16 protein-coding genes and 1 riboswitch are annotated in these 24,792 nt (G+C 68.9%); of the genes, 9 read left to right on the plus strand and 7 right to left on the minus strand.

Features of this window, described 5'->3' with window-relative positions; translation table 11 throughout:
- Positions 1–33 precede the first annotated feature (33 nt).
- From AC1VNM_RS13290 to AC1VNM_RS13300, 3 genes are all read right to left on the minus strand, one after another.
- Positions 34–1,842 (minus strand): ShlB/FhaC/HecB family hemolysin secretion/activation protein, encoded by a 1,809-nt coding sequence (locus tag AC1VNM_RS13290; protein WP_483107231.1) that lies wholly within the window; start codon positions 1,840–1,842, stop codon positions 34–36.
- 86 nt (positions 1,843–1,928) lie between these two features.
- Positions 1,929–2,030: riboswitch (cyclic di-GMP riboswitch) on the minus strand.
- 183 nt (positions 2,031–2,213) lie between these two features.
- Positions 2,214–2,591 carry a DUF7079 family protein gene (locus AC1VNM_RS13295; RefSeq protein WP_483107232.1) on the minus strand — a complete coding sequence of 126 codons (378 nt, stop codon included), beginning with the start codon at positions 2,589–2,591 and terminating at the stop codon, positions 2,214–2,216.
- A complete protein-coding gene (locus AC1VNM_RS13300; RefSeq protein WP_483107233.1) occupies positions 2,588–3,430 on the minus strand; it encodes a hypothetical protein in 843 nt (280 codons plus the stop codon). The genes AC1VNM_RS13295 and AC1VNM_RS13300 overlap by 4 nt, the downstream gene beginning before the upstream one ends.
- A 169-nt stretch (positions 3,431–3,599) precedes the next feature.
- Between AC1VNM_RS13300 and AC1VNM_RS13305 the strand changes: the two genes are divergently transcribed.
- Both AC1VNM_RS13305 and AC1VNM_RS13310 read left to right on the plus strand, forming a co-directional pair.
- Positions 3,600–4,202, plus strand: a complete 603-nt coding sequence (locus AC1VNM_RS13305) for a DsbA family protein (protein WP_483107234.1) — start codon at positions 3,600–3,602, stop codon at positions 4,200–4,202.
- 182 nt (positions 4,203–4,384) lie between these two features.
- Positions 4,385–4,636 carry a hypothetical protein gene (locus tag AC1VNM_RS13310; RefSeq protein ID WP_297532022.1) on the plus strand — a complete coding sequence of 84 codons (252 nt, stop codon included), beginning with the start codon at positions 4,385–4,387 and terminating at the stop codon, positions 4,634–4,636.
- A gap of 3 nt (positions 4,637–4,639) precedes the next feature.
- On the opposite strand, the gene AC1VNM_RS13315 is transcribed toward AC1VNM_RS13310, so the two are convergent.
- The 4 genes from AC1VNM_RS13315 to AC1VNM_RS13330 form a co-directional block, all read right to left on the minus strand.
- The gene (locus AC1VNM_RS13315) at positions 4,640–7,072 is read right to left on the minus strand and encodes a protein kinase domain-containing protein (RefSeq protein WP_483107235.1); all 2,433 of its coding nucleotides are present in this window, start codon (positions 7,070–7,072) and stop codon (positions 4,640–4,642) included.
- Positions 7,069–8,976 (minus strand): serine/threonine protein kinase, encoded by a 1,908-nt coding sequence (locus tag AC1VNM_RS13320; protein WP_483107236.1) that lies wholly within the window; start codon positions 8,974–8,976, stop codon positions 7,069–7,071. The genes AC1VNM_RS13315 and AC1VNM_RS13320 overlap by 4 nt, the downstream gene beginning before the upstream one ends.
- 105 nt (positions 8,977–9,081) lie before the next feature.
- Complete coding sequence (hrpA, locus tag AC1VNM_RS13325) at positions 9,082–13,092, minus strand: ATP-dependent RNA helicase HrpA (protein ID WP_483107237.1); 4,011 nt, start codon at positions 13,090–13,092, stop codon at positions 9,082–9,084.
- 53 nt (positions 13,093–13,145) lie between these two features.
- Positions 13,146–13,559 (minus strand): VOC family protein, encoded by a 414-nt coding sequence (locus tag AC1VNM_RS13330; protein WP_483107238.1) that lies wholly within the window; start codon positions 13,557–13,559, stop codon positions 13,146–13,148.
- A gap of 110 nt (positions 13,560–13,669) precedes the next feature.
- On the opposite strand from AC1VNM_RS13330, the gene argA reads away from it, so the two are divergent.
- The 7 genes from argA to AC1VNM_RS13365 all read left to right on the plus strand — a co-directional run bounded on the left by argA (position 13,670) and on the right by AC1VNM_RS13365 (position 24,774).
- Positions 13,670–15,010 carry an amino-acid N-acetyltransferase gene (gene argA, locus AC1VNM_RS13335; RefSeq protein WP_483107239.1) on the plus strand — a complete coding sequence of 447 codons (1,341 nt, stop codon included), beginning with the start codon at positions 13,670–13,672 and terminating at the stop codon, positions 15,008–15,010.
- Positions 15,011–15,128: 118 nt separating this feature from the next.
- Positions 15,129–15,401: an oxidative damage protection protein gene (locus AC1VNM_RS13340; protein WP_088403658.1), complete on the plus strand. Its 273-nt coding sequence runs from the start codon at positions 15,129–15,131 to the stop codon at positions 15,399–15,401.
- A 261-nt stretch (positions 15,402–15,662) separates the two neighbouring features.
- Entirely contained in the window at positions 15,663–15,965 is a 303-nt protein-coding gene (locus tag AC1VNM_RS13345; RefSeq protein ID WP_377152839.1) for an H-NS histone family protein, read from the plus strand.
- A 281-nt stretch (positions 15,966–16,246) separates the two neighbouring features.
- Positions 16,247–18,790: a putative bifunctional diguanylate cyclase/phosphodiesterase gene (locus AC1VNM_RS13350; RefSeq protein WP_483107240.1), complete on the plus strand. Its 2,544-nt coding sequence runs from the start codon at positions 16,247–16,249 to the stop codon at positions 18,788–18,790.
- Positions 18,791–18,799: 9 nt separating this feature from the next.
- The gene (dnaG, locus tag AC1VNM_RS13355) at positions 18,800–20,866 is read left to right on the plus strand and encodes a DNA primase (RefSeq protein ID WP_483107241.1); all 2,067 of its coding nucleotides are present in this window, start codon (positions 18,800–18,802) and stop codon (positions 20,864–20,866) included.
- 437 nt (positions 20,867–21,303) lie between these two features.
- Positions 21,304–23,544 carry an RNA polymerase sigma factor RpoD gene (gene rpoD / locus AC1VNM_RS13360; protein WP_377152826.1) on the plus strand — a complete coding sequence of 747 codons (2,241 nt, stop codon included), beginning with the start codon at positions 21,304–21,306 and terminating at the stop codon, positions 23,542–23,544.
- Positions 23,545–23,835: 291 nt separating this feature from the next.
- Complete coding sequence (locus tag AC1VNM_RS13365) at positions 23,836–24,774, plus strand: adenylate/guanylate cyclase domain-containing protein (RefSeq protein WP_377152823.1); 939 nt, start codon at positions 23,836–23,838, stop codon at positions 24,772–24,774.
- Positions 24,775–24,792: the final 18 nt, after the last annotated feature.

Below are 24,792 nucleotides of genomic sequence, written 5' to 3' on the forward strand. Positions count from 1 at the left end.
CGGAAAGAGTTCAGGGCCTGGCTCGACAGGAGCTCAGCGCGAAAAGGTCAGGTTGAAGCCCGCGACGACGCGGGCTGCGGGGAAGCGGGACGGTTGCCACAGCGGCGCGCCGGCAAAGACCTCGAGCGAGAAGCCCTGCGTGCGCACACGCGAGCCGATGACGGCACCGGTCAGGTGGCGTCCCGCGAGGCGCTCGGCGCCATGGCCGCCGACCAGGCCCGCGTCGACGCCGAGGTACATCGACACGGCCGGCGACTGCTGCGCCGCGGACAGCGGCAGTTCGGCCTCGTTGCGCCAGAGCAGGCCGTTGTCGGCGGACAGCGACGCGTCGCTGCCGAAGCCGCGCACCGTGTAGCGGCCGCCGATCGAAAAGCGGTCCTGCGGCGTCAGCCGGTTCAGCGCGTACTGGCCGCGCAGCGAGGTGCTCAGCTGCAGCTGTCGGGCGCCGAGCGTCAGCGCGCCGTTGAGGCTGTAGCCGCCCTGCAGCAGGCGCACGCGCGAATCGCCCTCGCCGAAGGCTTCCTCGGGTGCGGACAGCGCGTGGAAGGCGCCGGTGCCGCGCTTCAGGCTGAGCTCGGCCTCGCTGCCGATGCCGCCGGCATTGCGCTTGAGGTTGATGCCGGCCTCCCAGCCGCCGGTGCGGCGGCGCTGGACCTCGACCTCGGCGTCGTCGATGTAGTTGCGCGAGCCGCGGCCGAACAGCTTCACATAGCCGCTGAACTTGTACTGGCCGTCGCGCCAGAGCATGCGGGTCAGCTTCAGCTCGCCGTTGCTGCTGGCGCCGCGGTAGACGTAGGTCTGGTTGGCGCCGATGACGACCTGGCGATAGCCGCTGCGGCTGACCGTGACGCTGATCAGCGAATGGCCCCACGGCAGCGAGTAGTGCAGCACGTGGCCGCCGGTGCCCTTGTGCGGGCCCTCGCGGTGGTCGACGCGGCGCGCGAGCCAGTCGGCATCGCGGTTCAGCGTCGCGTAGAAGAGGTCGTTGAGCGTCAGCGCGTGGTCCAGCGACGCGGTCAGCGCAAGCGGGTAGCGACCGGTGGCCTCGCTGCCGCTGTCGTCGAGCGAGACCTGCCAGCGCCACTGACGGCCGCCCTGGTAGCTGACGGCGAGGTCGCTGTAGCCGGGCTCGCTGGTGCCCAGCGCGGGCTCGACCTGGATGTCGGCCTGCGCGCCGGGGACGCGCTGCAGGTTCTCGAGCGCCTGCTCCATGTCGCGCAGGTTGAGCACGTCGCCCGGCTTCACCGGCAGCGCGTTGGCGAGCCGCACCTGCGGCGAGGTGCCTTCGCGCAGGCGGATCGCGTGGACGCGGCCGGGCACGACGGTCAGCACGAGGCGGCCGGTGGACAGATCCTGCGGCGCCGCGAGCACGCGCGTGGTGATGAAGCCTTCCTCGATCAGCGCGTCCTGCAGGCGCGTCACCAGCGTGGCGATGCTGCCGGCGCCGAGGCAGCGGCCGATCGGCGCGTCGTCGCCCTGGGGACCGTCGAGCGCGCCGATCTGGCGCGCCATGCGGGGTTGGCCGTCGACGCCGCGCAGCTCGATCTGCGTGATCTGGAAGCAGGGGGACTCGTCGTCGCGCAGACGGGGGCGCGCCTGCGGCGCGCTGGCTCGCAGGCGGACGTCCGGTTCGCGTTCGAGCGACTGGCGCTGCTGCGCCTCGCGCTGCTGCTGGAGCTGGCGCTGCGCATCGGGGTCGACGGCGCCCGGGGGCAAGGACTGACCCCAGGCGGTTTCCATGCCGGCGCACAAGGCGGCAGCGATCGCGATCGTGGCCACCGTCGGCACGCCGACGGCCGGACGCCGCCGCGCGGGCGTCCGCGTTTCATACTTCTCTTGCATCCCTGCCTGCCGTTGGTCTGGCGTTGTTTTTTCGACCCAGGACGGGCCGGACAAGCGGCGATGCGTCACGAACCGGTCGATGCCGATACGGCAACCCCGCTATCTCGAGTCGTGACATCTTTGGGATGTCGGCGCCGAGACCGGAGGCTTTGCGTCGCCGGCTCGCGCCGGTTTTGCCCTGGTCAGCCCCCTGGGTGTGACATCCCTCACGGAATGCACGCCCTCAGGGGGAACTGAGGTAAACAACTGTATCGGAGGCAACAGGGCCGATACATCGCCTCCCGGGGGTGGTTGACGGGCGGGAGGGGGATGCGGTAGCGGCAGCCGACGACTCGCGAGCGCAAAGCTGCGACGTCGCGCGCGGCCTCAATTCAACTGTCGGCCAGCATTTTCAGAACGCGTGTCCAGTCGCTTCGTGTGCTTGCCGTCCAACGTTGAATCGACCAACGTTGCCAGAGAGAGGATGTCGATCTCTGAAGCCGATGCTGCTGGATGGCTTGGCCCAGCGACTGTTCGTCGAACCCGGTCCACACACCGCCGGGTATCGCATGCAGGTTCCGCCAGCAAGCCGGTGCGACTTCGGTTTCGTAGACACGCTGCAGTTCATCGACGGGCAGTCCCGTCGCCACCAGTTCACGCGCGATGGCCTTCAGGTCGAGCTCATCGAGTTCCGTATCCAGGAACAAATGCGAGATCGCCAACCGCGCGGCGCGATGGGCGTCGTCGTCAATGAAGCGCATCTCGCTCATTCGCCCAGCCAGTTCATGACGTCTCGTTGGTCAAGGACCTGATCGGCCGCCGCACTTGCCGCAATTGCGCCGACGATGCCGCCGACAATGAACAACGCCGTCACGCACACGGGGGCACCAGGCCCGCAGAAGAAGCCTGCAGAGGCCGTTCCAGCAGCACCGCCAAGGACGCCACCCGTCAGCGTCGCGCCTTCCTTGACGCCCTGCCGCAGCTTGTTCTTCGCCTCCCAGATGTTGTAGATCGAGATGGCCACGGTCACGACGGCAAGACCCCGTCCGAGCATCCGCCAACGCGGGATCTGGCCGGTCACCTTCGGACTCGATCGGCCCGACGCGTCCACGATCTCCAGGAAGACCAATCGCTTCTGCGCCGCGGACAGCTCGGCGAAGGTCTGCCCCGGAAACAACTTCTTGACTGCCTTGTCGAGCGCCATCTCCAGCGTGAGGCCCTGCCCCTTCATCGCTTCCGCTCCTGCCCTGCCAATCGCAGATGTGATCGCGCGGATCTCTTCCATGATCATGTTCCGGGACTGCGCTGCGAACGCGGCGCCGTCCGCGGCGCTCATCTTTCCCGCGAGGACATCGGCGCGGATCGTGCGCGCCGCTTCGGCGATCCGTTGGACATAGGTGGCGCGCGCCTTCGCATCCTGGATGTATCGCCTCGCGAAGTTCAGGGCGGTCGCTTGTAGCGCGTCCAGGGCTTCGTCGAGGCCGCGCAGATCTTGCGTCTGCCGACCGATCGACGCGGGCGACGGCGACTGGGACGGGCAGTTGGTGCCCCTGTCCACGATTTGAGGATTGCTGATCTGGCACAGCGGACCAGGCGTTCTCGCGCTCATCGCCTCTCCCAGGAAATCTAGTTTGATGATAGCCAGCGTCCTTCAGTCGGAACGCCTGACCCTGACGTCAGGTGACCATGGTCATTCCCCGCATCACCCATCCGGCGGATGCGTCACGAGCCGCGTCGAGACACCCTCCTACAATCCGCGCGCCTTGTCAGGAGCCCGCATGTCCGCACCGATCGACTTCTATTTCGACTTCGCCTCGCCTTACGGCTACATCGCCGCGCAGAGCATCGACGAGCTCGCGGCCGGGTACGGCCGCACCGTCAACTGGCACGCCATCGTGCTGGACGCCAACTTCCAGTCGCTCGAACGCATCCGCGTCCCCAACAGCGTCATGCGCAGCGACTACGTCCGTCGCGACGTCGTGCGGCTCGCCGCCTTCATGAAGGTGGCCTACAACACGCCGTCCTCGCTGGGCCTGCACACCGAGATGGCCGCGCGCCTGTTCCACTGGTTCAACGACCGCGACCCCGAGCAGGGCCGCAAGTTCGCCCAGGCCGTCTACAAGGCCTACTTCGTCGACGACCGCAACATCGCCCAGGGCGAGGTGCTCCAGGACCTCTGCGCCACCCAGCACGTCTCGCCCGACCAGCTCCAGGCCATCGCCAACGACACCGCCGCCCGCGCCCGTCTGAAGGCCGAGATCGACCTCGCGGAAGCCCGCGGCGTGTTCGGCTCGCCGTTCTTCATCGTCGAGGGCGAACGCTTCTGGGGCAACGACCGCCTGCCGCAACTCGAACACTGGCTGAAGAACGGCCCGTATTGATCGGGCTTCGGCTCGACCGGGAGGTCGGGCCTGCCGGGCCTGCCAGGCCTGCGGGCCCGTTCGGGGGCGGGCTCACCGACCGTTACTCCTTGTCCGCCGCGTAATGTCCGGCGTGACCGGTCATCGGCGACCTCGGGGACCGCGTTGTCTGACGCATGCAGTCCCCTTCATGGAGGTCCCACATGCGAACGCTTCGTCCCCTGCTCCTTGCGCTGGTCGCGGCTCCGCTGGTCGCGACATTGACCGGCTGCGTCGTGGTTCCCGCCCATCGTTATCACGGCTACGACCGCGGCTACGGCGACGGTGGTGGCTACGGCGCCGGTTATTCGGACGGCGGCCCGGTCGTCACCGGCACCATCTGGATCGACGGCTACTGGGACAACCGCGGCGGCGGTCGCCGCTGGATCCCGGGCCATTACGGCCCGCGTCGTTGAGGCTCAGCTCGCCTGCTTGAAGGCCATCACGGCCTGATTGCGCAGCGTGCGCAGCAGCGACAGCTGTTTCTCGTCGAGCACCACGCTGCCCGGCTCCGTCTTGTCCGCGTAGATCATCGCGAACGGCGCGCCGCGCAGCGCCATCGGCAGGATCAGGAAGCTGTGCGCCTTGGCCCCGCTGAGGAACCACGGCGGCAGCCGCTCGGCGATCTTGGGCTGGGAGGCGTCGGCGATCAGCGTGTCCACGCCCTTCGTGCAGATCGCCGTGAACAGGTCCGCCGGCAGGCCCGGCATCACCCGCAACGGGACGCGGAACAGCGGCACCACCGCCTCCACCCCGTCGCCCAGGCCGAAGCGGCCGGTGAGCGTCTCGGTCTTCGGATCGCGCAGGCAGAAGATCACCCGGCGGAAACCCAGCCCGCGGTACATCGTCTCCAGGATCATCCGCAGGATCTCGTTGAGCTTGAAGCTCTCGACCATCGCGTTGGTGATGTCCTGGATGCCCGCGGCCAGCGTCGCCGCCGCCTGCTCGGGCGGGATCACGCCGGCCGGCGCCTGCCCGTCCACCATCGTGGCCTGCAGCTGGTGCGGCGAGAGGGTGTCCTCCGCCGACGGCGTCAGCGGCGCCAGCAGGCGCTGCGCCGGCGAGTTCTTCGCCAGCTTGATGTCCATCGCCTGCGCCAGCTGCGTCAGCCGCTGCCGCGCCTGGTCCGCCGCAGCCTCGAAGGCCTTGGCCTCGACACCCAGCGCGCGTGCGTAGCGCTGCGCCATCGCGCGCACCTTGGCATGCGCCTCGGCGGGATCGCTGTTCAGGATGACGTCCGCGACATCGTTGCTCGCGCGGCCCAGCCAGCGCATCCGGTCCGTCGAGTGCTCCACCAGCCGCGTCGGCGCGTCACCGTCGGGCCGCTGCATGCTGCGCTGCAGGGTGTCCGGGAAACCCCACTGCCGGGCCACGCCCAGGCCGAGGCTCTCGTAGCTCAGCCCCAGCACCTGCGCGGAGGCCGCGGCCTCGCTCAGCGGCGGCGCGGCCTGCTCGCCCATGCCGCGCTCGGGCCGCACGACGCGGCGCACCTGCTGCGCCTCCTCAGGCAGGTAGAACTCGGCCAGCAGCCGGCCCAGGCCCTGGAACATCGTGGCGAGGAAGGACTCCTCGTTCTCGCGCGGCACCAGGCACAGCTCGCGCGCCAGCGAGCCCGCCATCAGCGAGCGGAGGAACTCCTCCTTCAGGCGCTGCGCGTGGCCCTTGTTCTCCATCCGCTCCAGCAGCACCAGCGACAGCGCCAGATTGCGGATGCCGCCGAAGCCCACCAGCGCCACCGCGCGCGACACCGTGCTGATGTGCCCGCCGCCCGCGTGGCTGAACTGCACCGTGTTGACCAGGCGCAGCAGCTTGTTGGTCAGCGCGACGTCCTTGAGGATCTCGTTGGAGAGCGAGGTGAGGCTCTCGTTCTCCGACTGCGTCATCCGCTGGATGCGCGTCACCGAGTCGGCCATCGCGGGGAAGTCGCTGCGATGCCGCATGCGGCGAAGCAGGAACTCCAGCGTGGCGCTGCCGCCCTCGCCCGCCTCGGGCGCCTCGCTGGCCGGATGCAGCCACGCGGCCAGCGCGTCGTGGAAGGCCTTGGCATCGGCCCAGCGCTGCGACGACTCGCGCGACAGGCCGCGCAGCAGCACGGCGCGCAACGCGTCGTCGCTGTCGGGTCCGAGATCGGCCGGCGGATCCAGCGTCTGCTCCATCGCGCGGCGCACCGCGCGCCACGGATCGGGGTCGTAGTTGAGCCGCTGGCCGGACAGCATCTCGCTGAGCATCACGGCCGCCGCGAACACGTCCATCACCGGCGAGGCGGCGTCGCCCCGGGCCGCTTCCGGCGAGATGTAGCCCGGCGTGCCGACGATGCGGTTGGGGCGCGGGGCCGTGCCGGCCGTAGCGCCCGCACCGGTCGCATTGACCGCACCGGGCTGGATGCGCCCGGCGATGCCGAAGTCCATCACCTTGGGCCGGCCGGTCGAGTCGATCAGGATGTTGGACGGCTTCAGGTCGCGGTGCACGACGCCCGCCTGGTGCGCCGCGTGCAGCCCGTCGAGGATGCCCAGCATCATCGCGACGGCTTCGCGCGCCGGCAGCCGGCCGCGCTGGCGCAGCCGCTCGGTCAGCGTGCCGCCGGGCACGTACTCGAAGACCATGTAGGCCTGGCCGCCTTCGATGTCCGCCTCGAAGACCGGCACGATGTTGGGATGCGTCAGCCGGCTGACCGCGCGCGCCTCATGCAGCCAGGCGTCCACGCTCGCGCGGTCGACGGCCTGCGTCAGCACCTTCAGCGCGACCTCGCGATCCAGCCGCGGATCGTGGGCGAGCCAGACCACCGCCTGGGCGCCCTGCCCCAGGCTGCGCAACGGCTTGAATCGCCCGACGGCGGGCGGCATGGCGGTCATGGTCGGTCCTTGCCGGGCTCGGAAGCGCCGGTCGGCGATCCTGGCTGGGCGGTGCTGTTCGCGTTGTTGTTGGCAGTCTTCATGCCCGCGGGAGCGGGAGCGCCGGACTCGGCACGCTCGCGCAGCCGGGAGCGCGGCGCCGCGGTCGCGGCCGCGCCGACGGCCGGATCGCTCATCGCGCCGAGGCCGCTCTCGCCGGCGTCGGTGATCGCGCCGCTGGTGCCGAGCGCGTCGTAGATCTCGCGCAGGCCCAGCCCGAGCGCGCGCGCATAACGCCGCGTCGCGAGCTCGATAGCCGCCTGGCGCTTGCGCTCCGGCAGCGCGAGCGCGTCCACCAGTTCGTTGGCCAGGCTGCAGGTCAGCCGCAGCAGCTCCGTGTCGCCATCGGCATGGCGCACCGGCGCCTCCTGCGGCTGGCGGCGCATCATGTGCTGCAGCTCGTCGCCGAGGCCCCAGTACCGGGCGACGGCCAGTCCGAGGCTCTCCAGATCGCAGCCCAGCACCGCGTAGGCGGCGGACTGCTCGCTCATGCCGCGCGGGTTGGGGTTGTCCTCGGTCGCTTCCGGCGCGACCTGCAGTTGGCGGATCTGCTGCGCATCGTCGGGGAAGTGGTACTGCACCAGCAGCCGCCCCAGGTTCTGCATCAGCGAGATCAGGTAGATCACCTCGCCGTCGTAGCCGGCCGGGCGCAGCGCCTGCGCCACCTGGCCGGCGCGCTGCACGCGGCGCATCACGCTCTGCATGAACTGCGCCTGGCCCTCGTTCATCGGACCGGGCCAGGGCTTGAGCGCCCGCGCCGCGTCCTCCAGCCCGTTCAGGCCCAGCATGGCGATCGCGCGCTGCAGGTTGAGCACCGTGCCGCCGCTGGTCGGGCCCTGCTGGCGCAGCGCGTTGTTGACGCGCCGGATCAGCTCCAGCGCCAGCGCCATGTCCTTCAGCGCCATCGACGCCAGCTGGCTGCCGTGCTGGCCCGCCATCGCCGACGAGGACACCGTCGTCACCAGCCGGGCCGAGGTGCTCGGCAGATGGCCGAAGCGCTGCATCTTGTCCTTCAGCAGCGCGATCGGGCCGCCGTCGTCCTGCTCGGCCGACAGCCGCCAGCCGTCCAGCGCGCGCCAGAAGCTGCGCGCCAGGTGGTAACGCTGGCGCGTCTGCCGGTCGCTGGCGCGGTTGACGATGGCGCGCAGCGGCTCGGGGATCGCATAAGGGGTTTCCCAGCCCAGGCGCACGAGGTCATGCCCCTGCGGCTGCATGCGCTGGAGCACGACCTGCAGGTCGGACTCCTCCAGCACCGGCTTGCCGCTGAGCAGACGATGCAGCACCAGGCCGACGCAGACGACGTCCTCCTCGGCGGCCTCGCGCGCGGCGCGGCGCGTGGTGGTGTTGAAGTCGGCATTCGGCGGCACGACCTCCTGCGCGACCTCGAGCCCCAGCACGCGGACGTGGTTCGCGCCGTCGACGACGATGTGGGCCAGCTGGATGTCGCGGTGCGCATGGCCGGCCTCGTGCGCGAAGGCCAGGCCCTCGAGCGCCTGCGCGGCCCAGCCGGCGGCGTCCAGCGGCAGCGGCGGCGCGCCGCGGGCGATGCGCTCCTCCAGCGTCTCGCCCAGCGCGCGGTCGTAGGCGACGTAGGGCCACGGATCGACGCGGCCGGTCTCGACGACATGCGCCAGGTTCGGATGATGGATGCGCGACGCGCCGTCGACCGTCTTCAGCCAGTGCAGCATCGCCGCCTCGCTGTTGGGCTTCTCGCGCGGCATCATCAGGAACAGCTCCTGACCGCTCTGCGGGTCGAAGACCACCCACAGCATCGAGCGCAGGCTCTTGTGCAGCAGCCCGCGGAGCTCGAAGCGGCCGAAGCGCCGCATCGGGGCGGCGGAGGATGTTGTGGTGTTGTCAGACACGAGCGATGTGCGGCACCCGACGGTGCAGGGCCACGGACCTTTTGTAGCTTGAATTGGACCGAAAACCCGAGATCCCCGCCTGAAGAACTGGGGGGGATTCTCCGCTCAGTTCTGTAACTGCGCCCACACCTTTTCCAGGCGCTTGACGCTGACGGGCTGCGGTGTCCTCAGTTCCTGCGCGAACAGGCTGACCCGCAATTCCTCGAGCTGCCAGCGGAAATCCTCCACCCGCGCGTCGGTCGTGCCCTTGAGTTCCGCCAGGCGGCGCGACCAGCGCTGCTCCAGCGGGCGGAGCTCCGAGAGCAGCTTCGCGTCGCGCGGCGCGTCGGCACGCAGCTTGTCCAGCCGCAGCGTGATCGCCTTCAGGTAGCGCGGGAAGTGCTGCAGCTGGCTCCACGGCGTCTGCAGCACGAAGCGCTTGGGCATCAGCCGCTGCAGCTGCGCCTGCAGGTCCTCGACCACGTCCTTGGGCGCCGTGCGTGCGTCCTTGAGCTTGCGCAGCGCGGCCTGGTACTCGATCAACACGTTGAAGGCGAGGCGGGCCACCTCCTGCGCGATCAGGTTGAGGCGGGCGCGGCCTTCCTCGAGGCGGGCCTTGAAAGTGAACTCGTCGACCGGCAACGGGTTGGACAGGAAGGCGCGCTCCAGCGCGACCGCGATGATCTGGTCGCGCAGCTCCTCGGCGGTGCCCAGGCTCATGTAGGCGACCGACATCTGGGTCAGGTCGGGGATGTTCTTCTCCAGGTACTTCAGCGGTTCCTTGAGCTGCAGCGCGACCAGGCGGCGCAGGCCGGCACGGTGCTTCGCGGCGGCGATCTCGGGCTCGTCGAAGACTTCGATCTCGACGTGCTGACCCTTGTCGATCAGCGCCGGGAAACCGATCAGCGTCTGCGGGCCGCGCTTGATCTCCATGAGCTCGGGGAGTTCGCCGAAGGTCCAGGACGTGTAGGTCTTGGCGGCGTCGGTCGCGGGTTTGGTTGGTGGGATCACCGCCGCCTTGATGCCGCGGGAGGGCTGGCCGTCGCTTGACGTCGGCCGTCCTCCGTCGACCGCAGCCCTCGCCCCTGCCCTCTCCCGCGAGCGGGAGAGGGAGTCGTCAGCGCCTTGCCGCGCGCGAGAGTCGTCCGAGCCTTGCTGCTTCAGGGAGTCATCCTGGCCTTGCAGCTTCAGCGCGGCGAGGGCCTGGAAGGCGGAGCGCGCTTGGGTGCCGAGCTCTGCCTTCAGCGTCGCCAGGTTGCGGCCCTGGCCGAGTTGCCGCCCGTGCTCGTCGACGACGCGGATGTTCATGAACAGATGCGCGGGCAACTGCTCCAGCTTGAAGTCGTTGCGCTGCACGGCGACCTGCGAGCGCTCTTTCACCGCCTTGAGCAGCACGTCGACCAGGCCGCCCTGTGCGAACGGATTCAGCTCGACGAACTCGGCGACGAACTCGGGCAGCGGCGTCAGCCGGTTGCGCGGCTTCTGGTGCAGGCTCTTGAGCAGCGCCGTCACCTTGGCCTCGAGCATGCCGGGCACCAGCCAGTCGACGCGCTCGTCGCTGACCTGGTTGAGCGCGTAGATCGGCACGGTGACGGTCAGGCCGTCGCGCGCGTCGCCGGGCTGGTGCAGGTAGGTCGCGCTGCAGTCGACGCCGCCCAGGCGGATCGTCTTCGGGAAGGCGTTGCTCGTCACGCCGGCGGCCTCGTGCCGCATCAGCTCGTCGCGGCTGAGCTGCAGCAGGCGCGGGTTGGCCTTGCTGGCCTCGCGGAACCACTTCTCCAGCGTCACGCCGGAGTACACGTCCGCCGGCAGCTGCTGGTCGTAGAAGGCGTAGATCAGCTCGTCGTCGACCAGCACGTCCTGGCGGCGCGACTTGTGTTCGAGCTCCTCGACCTTGGCGATCTGCTTCTGGTTGTGGGCCAGGAAGGGCAGCCGCGTCTCCCAGTCGCCGTTGACCAGCGCCTCGCGGATGAAGATCTCGCGCGCGGCGACGGCGTCGACGCGACCGAAGTTCACCCGCTTGTTGTTGTAGAGCACGATGCCGTAGAGCGTCGCGCGTTCCAGCGCGACGACCTCGGCGGCCTTCTTCTCCCAGTGCGGTTCCAGCAGCTGGGTCTTGATCAGGTGGCCGGCGATGCCGGGCAGCCACTGCGGCTCGATCGCCGCGATGCCGCGGCCGAACAGCCGCGTCGTGTCCACCAGCTCCGCCGCGACGATCCAGCGCCCCGGCTTCTTGCTCAGGTGAGCGCCCGGATGGCGCCAGAACTTGATGCCGCGCGCGCCCAGGTACCAGTCGTCGTCATCGGCCTTGACGCCGATGTTGCCCAGCAGGCCGGCCAGCATCGACAGGTGGACCTGCTCGTAGGTCGCGGGGGCGCCGTTCAGGCGCCAGCCGTGCTCGGCGATCACCGTGTGCAGCTGCGAGTAGATGTCGCGCCACTCGCGCACGCGGCGCGGGTTGACGAAGTTGTCGCGCAGCAGTTGCTCCTGCTTGCGGTTGGAGAGCTTGTGCTCCCCTTCCCCACCGCGGGACTGTCCAAGCCACTTCCACAGCTTCAGGTAGCCCATGAACTCCGACTTCTCGTCGTCGAACTTCTTGTGCTTCTCGTCGGCCTGCTGTTGCTGCTCCATCGGACGGTCGCGCACATCCTGACCGGACAGCGCGCTGGCGATGATCAGCACCTCGCTGAGCGCGTCGCGCTGGCGGGCCTCCAGGATCATCCGGCCGACGCGCGGATCCAGCGGCAGCTTCGACAGCTCGTGGCCCATCGGCGTGAGCTCGTTGCGCTCGTCGACGGCGCCCAGCTCGTTGAGCAGCTGGTAGCCGTCGGCCACCGCCTTGCGCGGCGGCGGTTCGATGAAGGGGAAGTCCTCGACCTGGCCCAGATGCAGCGACTTCATCCGCAGGATCACGCCCGCGAGCGAGCTGCGCAGGATCTCGGGATCGGTGAAGCGCGGGCGGGACAGGTAGTCCTTCTCGTCGTACAGGCGGATGCAGGTGCCGTTGCTGACGCGGCCGCAGCGGCCCGCGCGCTGGTTGGCCGCCGCCTGGCTGATGTTCTCGATCTGAAGCTGCTCGACCTTGTTGCGGTAGCTGTAGCGCTTGACGCGCGCCAGGCCGGGGTCGATCACGTAGCGGATGCCGGGCACCGTCAGCGAGGTCTCGGCGACGTTGGTCGCCAGCACGATGCGCGGCTGGCCGTGCGGCTGGAAGACGCGGTTCTGCTCCTGCTCGGACAGGCGCGCGAACAGCGGCAGCACCTCGACGCCGGGCGGGTGGTGCTTGCGCAGCGCTTCGGCGGCCTCGCGGATCTCGCGCTCGCCGGGCAGGAAGACCAGCACGTCGCCGCGGCCGTCGCGCCAGAGCTCGTCGACCGCGTCACAGATGGCGTCGTTGACGTCGTACTCGCGCGATTCCTCGAAGGGGCGATAGCGCTGCTCGACGGGGAACAGCCGTCCCGACACCATCAGCACCGGCGCCGGTCCCTTCGCCGACGCGAAGTGCTGGGCGAAGCGGTCCGCGTCGATGGTCGCGGAGGTCACGACCACCTTCAGGTCGGGCCGGCGCGGCAGGATCTCGCGCAGGTAGCCGAGCAGGAAGTCGATGTTGAGGCTGCGTTCGTGCGCCTCGTCGATGATCAGCGTGTCGTAGGCGCTGAGCAGCGGATCGGTCTGGGTCTCGGCCAGCAGGATGCCGTCCGTCATCAGCTTGACCGAGGCGCCCGGCTGGAGCCGGTCCTGGAAGCGGACCTTGTAGCCGACGACGTCGCCCAGGGGCGACTTGAGCTCTTCGGCGATGCGCTTGGCGACGCTGGAGGCCGCGATCCGGCGCGGCTGCGTGTGGCCGATCAGGCCGCCGCCGTTGCCGCGGCCCCGGCCCATGGCCAGCGCGATCTTGGGCAACTGCGTCGTCTTGCCGGAGCCGGTCTCGCCGCAGACGATCACCACCTGGTGCTCGGCGAGCGCCCGCATGATCTCCTCGCGACGGCCGGAGACCGGCAGCGATTCGGGGAACTCGATCGGCGGGATCGGGGTGGCGGGCGCCGCGGGGCGGCGAGGTCCGGCCTGGCGCGGCGGACGCGGCGGGCGGGGAGGACGCGAAGGCGGCGCGGCGGGGGCGTTGGTGTCTTGACTCACGGGGCGCGGATTATCTCGCGCCCCGCGACAACGGGCCGGACGTCAGGTCACCCTCATTTCTTTTCGTCGGGCATCTCGACATAGGTGATCACGTTGATCACCGCGCCCTGCGGGTCCTGCAGCGTCGCCATGCGGCCGACGGTGGGCACTTCCATGATCTCCATGAGCACCTTGCCGCCCATCGCCTTGGCCTGGGCCACCGTCTCGTCGACGTTGTCCACCGTGACGTAGATCCCCCAGGCGGGCGGCATGCCCTGCTGCGGGCAGGCCATCAGGCCGCCGATGGCGTCGTCCGCCCCGCGCGCCTTGATCACGTGGTAGGGCGGCGCGTCCGTCGGACCGCCCGGCATCGGCATGGCCTCGATCGTCCAGCCGAACAGCTTGCCGTAGAACTCGGACGCCTTCTTCGTGTCGGTCGTCATCAACTCCGACCAGCTGAAGGCACCATGCGTCTTGAAGACTTCCATGTCTCGCTCCGGGGGGTGTTGCGGAGGCGCCATGCTCCGCTCCCGCACAGCGTCCCGCAAGTGACCTTGCCGCCGCGTTGCAGGGACAGCCTGTTGCACAATCCGCGCCCATGAGCCTGGTCTTCCCCCATACCTTCGTGCCGTGGTTTCGCGCGGTGGCCCCTTATATCCATGCGTATCGCGGAGAAACCTTCGTCGTCGGCATGACCGGGGAAATGATCGCCGCCGGCAAGCTCAACAGCTTCGTCCAGGACCTGGCCATCATGCATGCGATGGGCATCAAGATCGTGCTGGTCCACGGTTTCCGCCCGCAGGTGAACGAACAGCTCGCCCTCAAGGGCCACCCGCCGCAATACAGCCACGGGATGCGCATCACGGACGGCATTGCGCTGGACAGCGCCCAGGAAGCCGCCGGTCAATTGCGATTCGAAATCGAAGCGGCCTTTTCCCAGGGCCTGCCGAACACGCCGATGGCCAATTCCACGGTGCGCGTGGTGTCGGGCAATTTCCTGACCGCGCGGCCGGTCGGCATCGTCGACGGCGTCGATTTCAAGCACTCCGGCATCGTGCGCCGCGTGGATGCCGCCGCGATCCAGCGCGCCATCGATATCGGCGCCATCGTGCTGATGTCGCCGTTCGGTTTCTCGCCCACCGGCGACGCCTTCAATCTGATGATGGAAGACGTCGCGACCGAAACCGCGATCGCGCTGCAGGCCGACAAGCTGCTGTTCATGACCGAGGTCGAGGGCGTGCGCGAAAACCCCGAGGACCCGGAAAGCGCGATCGACACGGAACTGGCGCTGGCCGACGCGAAACGGCTGATCGCCAAACTCCCGCCGCCGACGCAGCCGACCGACGTCGGTTTCTATCTCAAGTACTGCGTGAAGGCCTGCGAATCGGGCGTCGAACGCTCGCACATCCTGCCTTTCGTCGTCGACGGCGCGATCCTGCAGGAGGTCTATACCCACGACGGCATCGGCACGATGGTTGTCGATGAAAAACTCGAAAGCCTGCGCGAGGCGACGCACGACGATATCGGCAGCCTGATCGCGCTGATCGAACCGTTCGAGCGCGACGGCACGCTGGTCAAACGCGAACGCAGCGAAATCGAACGCGACATCGAGACCTATACCGTCATCGAGCACGACGGCGTGATATTCGGCTGCGCCGCGCTGCATCCCTATCAGGAGGCGCGCACCGCCGAAATGGCGGCACTGACCGTGTCCAGCGCCGTGCAAGGCCAGGGCGACGGCGAACGCATCCTCAAGCGCATCGAGCAGCGCGCCAAGGCCATGGGCCTGACCAGCGTCTTCGTGCTGACCACGCGCACCATGCACTGGTTCATCAAGCGCGGATTCCAGCCGGTCGACCCGAACTGGCTGCCCGAGGAACGCAAGCGCAAATACAACTGGGACCGGCGTTCGCAGGTCCTCGTCAAGAAACTCGCCTGATCCGCGATCCCCTCACCCTCCCCCAGCATCCCGTCATCCGGGATCGATCCCGCGGCAGCGGCCCAGCGTCGGCCAGCTGCCGCACTCCCCCAACACTTTTTGAGCATCGAGGTTTGATATGGCCCGCACCGTCCAATGCGTTTATCTGAAGAAGGAAGCCGAGGGCATGGACTTTCCCATCTATCCCGGCGAACTCGGCAAGCGCATCTATGAGAACGTGTCCAAGGAAGCCTGGGCCGCGTGGATGAAGCACCAGACCATGCTGGTCAACGAAAACCGCCTGAATCTGGCCGACCAGCGCGCGCGTCAATACCTCGCGCGGCAGATGGAACAGTTCTTCTTCGGCGGCGGCGCGGAACAGCCCGCCGGATATGTCCCGCCGACGGAGTGATTTCCCCATCGCGGTGCGCGGCGGGGTCCGATTCCGGGGCATTTCCGCACCACCGATCCAGGTGACGCCATCGTCAACTCGTGTCAGGCGAGACACGTTTCCTGACAGTTGATCCGCTGGAAACTCAAGGAAATGCCGTTTCAGCGTGCCGTTTCAACGCCGGCCCGGGAATTTACCCCCTTGCGGTGATACTCGATTCCCTGCCTATAATGCGGCATTCCCTTTCGAGGGAGCCGTTGAACTACGCGAGGAATTGCATAAATGGCATCGCTCAAAGACCTCCTGGCCCAGCGGGCCGCCCTCGAACAGCAAATCGCGGAAACCCAGGACCGCGAACGGTCCGACGCGATCGGCAAAGTCAAGTCGCTGATGCAGGAATACGGCCTGACGGTCGCCGACCTGACCGCCCGCGCCGCCAAGACCGGCACGCCGAAGTCCTCCAAGGTGGCCGCGAAGTATCGCAATCAAGCCACCGGCGAAACCTGGAGCGGCCGTGGCCTGCAGCCGAAATGGCTGAAGGCCGCCATTTCCGGCGGCGCCAAGCTGGAAGATTTCGTGATCTGAGCGCCAGGATCCGAGGGCGACCCGCCTTCCGGCACCATGAAAGCCACCTTCGGGTGGCTTTCTGCTTTTCGGCTGCTGCTTTTCAGCTGCTGCTTTTCGGCTGCCACTTGTCGTCGCCGCGTCCGGCGAGGCACCCTCATTCCGGGGGGAGCGCCACCCCCGGCAGGGATAGCGCTGACCGGCCACCGTCGGCGCAGGGCTAGCATGCCTGCCGGTCCCACCCCGCGTCCCGCGCGGGCCCGCTCTTTCCCTCCTACCCCGCCGCCATCTTGAAGTCCGAGTTGTCCGCCCCCGCCGGCTGGGCCCCGCCCGCCCTGCCTCGACGCCTGCCCGCGGTGGCGCCGGCCGTGCTGTTGGTGGCCGCCACGGCCCTGCTGCTGGTCGCCGGCGCGCTGTGGCCGACCTGGCGCGCGGTGGCCTGGTGGCTGCTGCCCTTGCTCGGCCTGGGCGCGGTCCTGCACGCGCGCGCGCTGCGGCAGCGCGCGCTCGATGAGCGCCGCGAATGGCGCACCAAGATCGACGAGGCCGGCCTGTCCTTGGCGCAATGGATCCCCGGCGAATCGGTCGCGATGTCGCCCGGCTGGCAGACGCGGCTGGGACCGCTCGATCCCGCCGATCCGCTGGCCTGGCTGACGCAGGTGCACGCCGTCGACCGGATGAAGCTCGAGGAACGCCTGCCCGCATTGCTGCAGGGCGGGCAGACGGCCGGGCCGCGGAACACCGACGACCAGGACCCGACGGCGCACGAGCCCGACACGCTACACCACGCGCTGCGCCTGCCCGACGAGGACGGCGGCTGGGTCTGGCACGAACTGCGGCTGCGCGTCGCGCGCCGCGATCCCCGCGGCCGCGCCCGCCAGGTGTTGGCCAGCCTGCAGGACGTCCAGTGGCGCCGTACCGCCGAGGAGCGCCAGCGGATGAGCAGCGGGCTGTTCCAGCACCTGCACGAAGGCCTCGCGATCACCGACCTCGAGCACCGGCTGCTCGACGCCAACCCGGCGTACTGGACGCTGATGGCCGCGCTGCTGGAGCCGCCCGCGGGCCTGGTCCTCGAGAACGACGGCCAGACGCCGGACACCGCCGAAGCGCTGCGCCGCCGGATGCTCGGTCACCCGGCGCTGCCGATGGACGAGGCGCAACTGCGCCGCGCCGGCCACGATCCCGACGCGATCGCCGAGGCGCTGGCCGATCCCGCCGGCCATTGGCACGGCCTGGTCAAGGTCCGCGCGGCTGGCGGCCAGCCCCGGACGCTGCGGCTGACCGTGTCCTCGATCCCAGAGCCCGACGGCCCGCCCCGCTACCGCGTGCTGGCGCTGAGCGACCTGACGCAGGAACTGCAGCGGCAGCAGGCGCTGGAGCGGCTGGGCCGCTTCGACCTGCTGACCGGCCTGCCCAACGAGCAGGAATTCCAGCGCCGGCTGCAGGCCGCGCTCCGCACCAGCCGCCAGGTCGGACCGGGGTTCATGCTGTGCGTCGCGCGCGTGGACCTGGACGGCTTCGCCGCCTTCAACCGGCGTCACGGCATCGTCCGCGCGGACCAGGCGATGCGGGAACTCGCCCGGCGCCTGACGCTCGCGCTGCGCCAGGCGCCGCAGTGGTCGGACGAGGTCGCCCGGCTCGGCGGCGATGAATTCGGCCTGCTGCTGCGCGTGCAGAGCCTCGAGGAAGCCCAGCAGGCGCTGGACCGGCTCGTGCAGGTGCTGCGCCGCCCCATCGATCCGGACCACGAGAGCGGCGAGGGCCTTGCCGGCAGCGCGGGCGCGGGCTCGAGTCCAGGCCCGGACAGTGGGGACAACGGGGACATCGACGGCCACGATGCCGGCGCCGAGGACACCGAGGACGCTCCCGGCGGCGCACTGCGCCTGAGCGCCAGCGTCGGCGCGACGCTGTACCCGCAGGACGGCGGCGAGGCCGAGACGCTGATGCGTCACGCCGCGCACGCGCTGTACCGCGTCAAGCGCAGCGGCCGGGACGGCGTGCAGTTCTTCGACGTCGAGAAACGCCGCAGCCGCGAGGCGCAAGCCCAGGCCGCGCTGCGTGTGCAGCAGGCGCTGGAGGCCGGTGAACTCTGCCTGTACTACCAGCCGAAGCTGGACCTGGTCAGCGGCGCGCTGCTCGGCGCCGAGGCGCTGCTGCGCTGGCGCCATCCGCAGCGCGGGCTGCTGGCGCCCGCCGCCTTCCTGCCGACCGTCGAGCACAGCGGCATGGCCGCGCAGCTCGGCCATTGGGTGCTGGAGCAGGCGCTGGAGCAGAACCGGCTCTGGCGCGCCGAGGGACTGGACCTGGAGCTCAGCGTCAACATCAGCCCGCGCCACCTGGCGGCCCCGGCCTTCGTGCCGCGGCTCGAGGCGCTGCTGGCGCGCCATCCCGACGTGCCGCCGCACCGGCTGGTGCTGGAGCTGCTCGAGTCCAGCGCGCTCGACGACGTCGCCCACGCGCGCCGCCTGCTGACCGACTGCAAACGCCTCGGCCTGCGCCTGGCGATGGACGACTTCGGCACCGGCTATGCGACGCTGTCGGTGCTCAAGCAGCTGCCGCTGGACCAGCTCAAGATCGATCGCTCCTTCGTGCAGACCATGCTCGTCGATCCGCAGGACCGCGCGCTGGTGCAGGGCGTGATCGCGCTGGCCGGGCAATTCGGCTGCGAACTGGTGGCCGAGGGCGTCGAGTCGGCGGCGCACGCGCAGGCGCTGATCGCGCTGGGCTGCGGCGTCGGCCAGGGCAGCGGCCTGTGCGAGCCGCTGCCGCCGCAGGCGCTGCTCGCCTGGGCGCGACGCCGCACGCCCCTGCCGCCCCGGGAAGTGCCCGTCCAGGCGATCACTTAAAATCCCGCGGTGATCCCGCCCGGCTTTATTCAGGACCTCCTGGCCCGCGTCGACATCGTCGACATCGTGGGCCGCCATGTCGACCTCAAGAAGGCCGGCATCAACCACAAGGGCCTCTGTCCGTTCCACGGCGAGAAGTCGCCGAGCTTCACGGTCAGCCCGTCCCGCCAGACCTACCACTGCTTCGGCTGCGGCCAGCACGGCAACGCCGTCGGCTTCCTGATGGAGCACCTGGGCATCGGCTTCATCGACGCGGTGCGCGACCTCGCGCAGCAGGCCGGCATGCAGGTGCCCGAGGACGACCGCAGCCCGCAGGAGCGCGAGCGCGAGAAGGCGCAGAAGCAGCGCCAGGCGACGCTCACCGAGGTGCTCGCCAAGGCCGGCCAGCACTACCGCCAGCAGCTCAAGGCCAACCCGCGCGCGATCGAGTACCTCAAGGGCCGCGGCCTGACCGGCCAGATCGCGCTGCAGTTCGGGCTGGGTTATGCGCCCGACGGCTGGCGCTCGCTGGCCAACGCCTTCCCGTCCTATGACGATCCGCTGCTGGTCGAGACCGGCATGGTCATCCTGCAGGACGACCCCGGCAAGAGCGAGGCCGAACAGCGCCGCTACGACCGCTTCCGCGACCGCGTGATGTTCCCCATCCGCAATGTGCTCGGCGAGGTCATCGGCTTCGGCGGCCGCGTGCTGGACAAGGGCGAGCCCAAGTACCTGAACTCGCCGGAGACGCCGGTCTTCCACAAGGGGCGCGAGCTCTACGGCCTCTACGAGGCCCGCCCGGCGATGCGCCGGCGCGGCTATGCGCTGGTGGTCGAGGGCTACATGGACGTCGTGGCGCTGGCGCAGCACGGCTTCGGCAACGCGGTCGCGACGTTGGGCACGGCCTGCACGGCGGAGCACGTGCAGAAGCTGTTCCGCTTCACCGAGTCGGTGGTGTTCAGCTTCGACGGCGACGCCGCCGGGCGCCGCGCGGCCGGGCGCGCGCTCGAGGCCGCCCTGCCCCATGCCAACGAGACGCGCACGATCAAGTTCCTGTTCCTGCCGACCGAGCACGACCCCGATTCGTATGTGCGCGAGCTCGGTGCCGACGCGTTCGAACGCTGCGTCGAAGGCGCCGTGCCGCTGTCGCGCCAGTTGATGGAGACCGCCGCCGACGGCTGCGATCTGGGCACGCCGGAAGGTCGCGCAAAGATGCTGAGCGTCGCCAAGCCGCTGTGGGCCGCGCTGCCGGACGGGCTGCTGAAGCGGCAGCTGCTGGGCGAACTCGCCCGCCGCGCGCAGTTGCCGGACGCCGAGTTGCAGGCGCTGTGGGCGAACGCGCAAGCGCCGGCGCCCCCCGGCTCGCGTCCGCGCGCGGAACGGCCCGCCGCCCCTCCGAAGGCGGCGCCGCGTGCCCCTTCCCCCTCTTCCGACGGCCCCCACGACGAGCCGTATTTCGACATCCCCGCCTCCGCCTACGGCGACGAGGCCCACGTCGGCGCGGACGACATCCACATTCCTCCGGATGCTTACGGAGCGGGCGCTGGCGCCGCTCCGGCGCCCCAGGCGCAAGTCCAGGGCGAGCGCAAGAAATGGGTGCCCAAGGGCGAATACAAAGGCAAAGGCGGCAAGGGAGACTGGCGCAAGCGCGACCAGGATCCGACCATCGGCATGCCGCTGGAACTGCCCCCGGCGCCGATGAACCTGGCGGTCCGGATGCTGCTGCTGCACGGCGAGCTCTGGCAGCAGATCGGCGAGCAGGACCTGCAGCTGCTGCACGAGCTTCCCGGCGAACACGGCCAGTTGATCGCCTGGCTCGAACGTTCGCTGGTCGACAACGGCCCGGCGCCGTGGGCGGTGCTGCAGATCGCCCTGCAGGAGGCCGACCTGATGGACCTCGCCCAGCGCGTCAGCGGCGGCCCGCTGAGCGCACCGCCGCCCGATGAGCATGTGGAGGTCGAGTTCCGCGTCGTGATGCGCAAGCTGTGGGTCGGCAAGCTCCGTGCGGAGGCCGATCGCATCGCGCGCAGCCCGCAACCGGACATGACCCGGTTCCAGGCCTTGCTGCGGCAGATCCGCGAGCTGGAGGCTGCCTGAAATTCGCTGCAAGAACGCCCATCAGAACGCCCGCCAGATCGGGTAGCAGAACATCAGATAGAACGCGCTTTTTGACCGAATGGGAAAATTCGCAGATAATCTATGGTTTTCGCGCGTCAAGAGTGACCGCAGCGCCAACCGGTCCCCGGCCCCCCACTGACCCTGGGTTCATACACAAAGTGGCCAACTTACACCGCCTGGGCTGCAACAACAAAGGTTCACGCTAACCTTCACGCGCAAAGCCTTGAATGGCAGTCGGTTTGCCCCGATCTGCCATCCGAGGCCTGAGTTCGAGCCGCCTGGCTCGCTCGCGCCGCATAGCCCGCAGGAGTCGGGAGTTTGCGGGCGCCAGCGGGGCAGGTGGCTGTTTGCATTGCCTGCACCCACTGCGATTTCCCCGCATTCACCTACTGGCCCCTGAGCCACCGAGGAACTGCATGACCGCCAAAAAGACCGCGTCCAAGGCCGCCGCCGCAGAAACCGAAGAAGTCAAGAAGCCGGCCGCCAAGGCCGCCGCGAAGACCACCAAAGCCGCCACCGCTGCCGCGTCCGACGACGACGCGAAGCCCAAGCGCGGCCGCAAGCCCAAGGCCGAGACCGAGTCGAAGAAGCCGGCCGCCAAGGCCAAGGTCGAAGTGGAGGAAGAGGACTTCGCCGATGTCGACGCCGACGGCGAGACCGAAGGCGACGCCGACGCGGAAGTCGAGACTGTCGAGGCCGTCGAGGTCGAGGAAGTCGGCGAGGACAAGCCCAAGGCCAAGCCGCTGCGCATGAAGGTCAGCCGCGCCAAGGAGCGCGCGCTGATGCGCGAGTTCGGCCTGGACGAGACCGCGCTGACCGAAGAGGAAGTCGCCAAGCGCCGCCAGGAGCTGAAGACCCTCATCAAGATGGGCAAGACGCGCGGTTTCCTGACGCATCAGGAAATCAACGATCACCTGCCCGAGAAGCTGATCAACGAGGAAATCCTCGAGGCGATCGTGTCGATGCTCAACGACATGGGCATCGCCGTGTACGAGCAGGCGCCGGACGCCGCCACGCTGCTGATCCAGGGCTCGACCTCGCCCACCGCCACCGAAGAGGAAGCGGAAGAAGCGGCCGAGGCCGCGCTGTCGACCGTCGACTCCGAGTTCGGCCGCACGACCGACCCGGTGCGCATGTACATGCGCGAGATGGGCACCGTCGAGCTGCTGACCCGCGAGGGCGAGATCGAGATCGCCAAGCGCATCGAAGGCGGCCTGCAGGCCATGATGCTGGCCATCTCGGCCTCCCCGACGACCATCGCCGAGATCCTGGCCATCGCCGCCAAGATCCGCGCCGGCGAGATGCAGATCTCCGAGTCGGTGGACGGTTTCGTCTCCGATGACGAGGCGGACGACTACGTCGCGGAAGAAGACTTCGACGAGTTCGACGAAGAGGACGACGACGACGGCGCCGGCGGCTCCAAGGCCCTGACCAAGAAGCTGGAAGAGCTGAAGAACGCCGCGCTGGTGAAGCTGGATTCGCTCGCGACCAACTTCGACAAGATGCGCAAGGCCTTCGAGAAGGACGGCTACAAGTCGGCCAACTACAACAAGGCCCAGTCCGCGATCAGCCAGGAGCTGATGACGATCCGCTTCACGGTCAAGACCATCGAGAAGCTGTGCGACATCCTGCGCTCGCAGGTGGACGACGTGCGCCGCTTCGAACGCGAGATCCGCAAGATCGTCGTGGACAAGTGCGGCATGCCGCAGGAGCACTTCATCAAGACCTTCCCGCCCAACGTGCTGAACCTGCAGTGGGCGGAAAAGGAAGTGGCCTCGGGCAAGCCGTACGCGAACATCATGTCGCGCAACCTGCCCGCGATCCAGGAGCTGCAGCAGAAGCTGATCGACATCCAGGGCAAGGCCGTGGTGCCGCTGGACGACCTCAAGGGCATCAACAAGCGGATGAACGAGGGCGAGAAGGCCTCGCGCGACGCGAAGAAGGAAATGATCGAGGCCAACCTGCGTCTGGTCATCTCGATCGCCAAGAAGTACACCAACCGCGGCCTGCAGTTCCTGGACCTGATCCAGGAAGGCAACATCGGTCTGATGAAGGCGGTCGACAAGTTCGAGTACCGCCGCGGCTACAAGTTCTCGACCTACGCGACGTGGTGGATCCGTCAGGCCATCACCCGCTCGATCGCGGACCAGGCCCGCACCATCCGCATCCCGGTTCACATGATCGAGACGATCAACAAGATGAACCGGATCTCGCGTCAGCATCTGCAGGAGTTCGGCTTCGAGCCGGACGCGCCGACGCTGGCCGAGAAGATGGAGATGCCGGAGGACAAGATCCGCAAGATCATGAAGATCGCCAAGGAGCCGATCTCCATGGAAACGCCGATCGGGGACGACGACGACAGCCACCTGGGCGACTTCATCGAGGACACCAACAACACCGCGCCGATCGAGGCCGCCATGCAGGCCGGCCTGCGCGAGGTGGTGAAGGACATCCTCGACAGCCTGACCCCGCGCGAAGCCAAGGTGCTGCGCATGCGCTTCGGCATCGAGATGAGCACGGACCACACGTTGGAGGAAGTCGGCAAGCAGTTCGACGTCACCCGCGAGCGCATCCGCCAGATCGAAGCCAAGGCGATCCGCAAGCTGAAGCATCCGAGCCGCTCGGACAAGCTGCGCACGTACCTGGACAACCTCTGATCCAGCCTCAGATCCGGGGCCCAGCGATGGGCACCGGATTTGCCGAAGAAGCCGGCCACGTCCTCGGACGATGGCCGGTTTTTTCTTTGTGGTTGCCGCTGCCCGGGCCGCCCTCGCATCCCCTTCGGGATCCATCGCTCGGGGGTCGCGTACGGCATTCGCCCGCCTGTCGGGGGGAGGTGTCGCACAGGGGCCGACAGGCCCCCAAGGCGAGGGCTTATCTCCACGTGACGCCCAAGGTGGCGCGGCTACACTGAGACTTCCATCACACCCTAGCCCCTTCCCAGGCCGATGACCCAGATCCGCGAGCGCACCGTCCTGTTTGCCGACTTGCGCGGCAGCACGGCGCTGTTCGAGACGCTGGGGAATGCGGAAGCCTCGGGGCTGGTGACGCAGACGGTCGCCCTGACCGGCCAGGCGGTCGAAGAGAACCGCGGCAACATCATCAAGACGCTCGGCGATGGCCTGATGGCCGCCTTCGACAATCCGCGCGACGGCATCAAGGCCGCCATGCGGATGCAGGAGCTGCTGCTGAAGTCGTCGGCGCGCAGCGAGCGCCTGCGCCACACCCACCTGCAGATCGCGCTGGCGCGCGGCGAGGTCGTCGAGATCCACGGCGACTGCTTCGGCGACGCGGTCAACGTCGCGGCGCGGCTGCTCGACCACGCAGGCGACGGCGAGACCGTCGTGACGGCCGAGGTCGTCAACGGCCTGACCAGCGCGCAGAAGTCCCGCTTCCGCAGCCTGGACCACATCAGCGTGCGCGGCCGCGCCGAACCGGTTCACATCTACGTGCTGGACCAGGGCACCGGCGATCCCGGCGCCACGCAGTTCGGCGAGATCGTCCGCAGCGCCGCGCCGGAAGGCATCCGGCTGGTCTGGCAAGACCTGGACCGCGTCTTCGACATCGAGCAGATGCCCATCGTGCTGGGCCGCAGCACGCAGGCGACCTACTGCATCACCGACGTCCGCGTCAGCAGATCGCATGCGCGCATCGACTGGCAGGGCAGCAGCTTCAGCCTGACCGACCTCAGCTACAACGGCACCTTCGTGCGCTTCGGCGCCGGCGGCCAGACGCTGAGCCTGCGTCGCGGGTCCTGCACCTTGCACGGCGCGGGCGCGATCGGCCTCGGCGGCGCGGCCTCCGAGTCGCAGGCCCCGACCGTGCGTTTCGAAGTGCTGCATCTGGCCGAAGCCGCCTCGCCGGCGCTGCTGCGCCGCGGACTCTGAACCGTCCGCGTCGCAGGC

It is taken from the genome of Mitsuaria sp. MSU3D, assembly GCF_056867975.1.

What these genes read in the sequence shown, in the direction of transcription:
- AC1VNM_RS13290 (WP_483107231.1), bottom strand. Translation starts at nt 1,842, where the DNA reads ATGCAAGAGAAGTATGAAACGCGGACGCCCGCGCGGCGGCGTCCGGCC.
- AC1VNM_RS13295 (WP_483107232.1), bottom strand. Translation starts at nt 2,591, where the DNA reads ATGAGCGAGATGCGCTTCATTGACGACGACGCCCATCGCGCCGCGCGG.
- AC1VNM_RS13300 (WP_483107233.1), bottom strand. Translation starts at nt 3,430, where the DNA reads ATGAGCGCGAGAACGCCTGGTCCGCTGTGCCAGATCAGCAATCCTCAA.
- AC1VNM_RS13305 (WP_483107234.1), top strand. Translation starts at nt 3,600, where the DNA reads ATGTCCGCACCGATCGACTTCTATTTCGACTTCGCCTCGCCTTACGGC.
- AC1VNM_RS13310 (WP_297532022.1), top strand. Translation starts at nt 4,385, where the DNA reads ATGCGAACGCTTCGTCCCCTGCTCCTTGCGCTGGTCGCGGCTCCGCTG.
- AC1VNM_RS13315 (WP_483107235.1), bottom strand. Translation starts at nt 7,072, where the DNA reads ATGACCGCCATGCCGCCCGCCGTCGGGCGATTCAAGCCGTTGCGCAGC.
- AC1VNM_RS13330 (WP_483107238.1), bottom strand. Translation starts at nt 13,559, where the DNA reads ATGGAAGTCTTCAAGACGCATGGTGCCTTCAGCTGGTCGGAGTTGATG.
- argA (WP_483107239.1), top strand. Translation starts at nt 13,670, where the DNA reads ATGAGCCTGGTCTTCCCCCATACCTTCGTGCCGTGGTTTCGCGCGGTG.
- AC1VNM_RS13340 (WP_088403658.1), top strand. Translation starts at nt 15,129, where the DNA reads ATGGCCCGCACCGTCCAATGCGTTTATCTGAAGAAGGAAGCCGAGGGC.
- AC1VNM_RS13345 (WP_377152839.1), top strand. Translation starts at nt 15,663, where the DNA reads ATGGCATCGCTCAAAGACCTCCTGGCCCAGCGGGCCGCCCTCGAACAG.
- rpoD (WP_377152826.1), top strand. Translation starts at nt 21,304, where the DNA reads ATGACCGCCAAAAAGACCGCGTCCAAGGCCGCCGCCGCAGAAACCGAA.
- AC1VNM_RS13365 (WP_377152823.1), top strand. Translation starts at nt 23,836, where the DNA reads ATGACCCAGATCCGCGAGCGCACCGTCCTGTTTGCCGACTTGCGCGGC.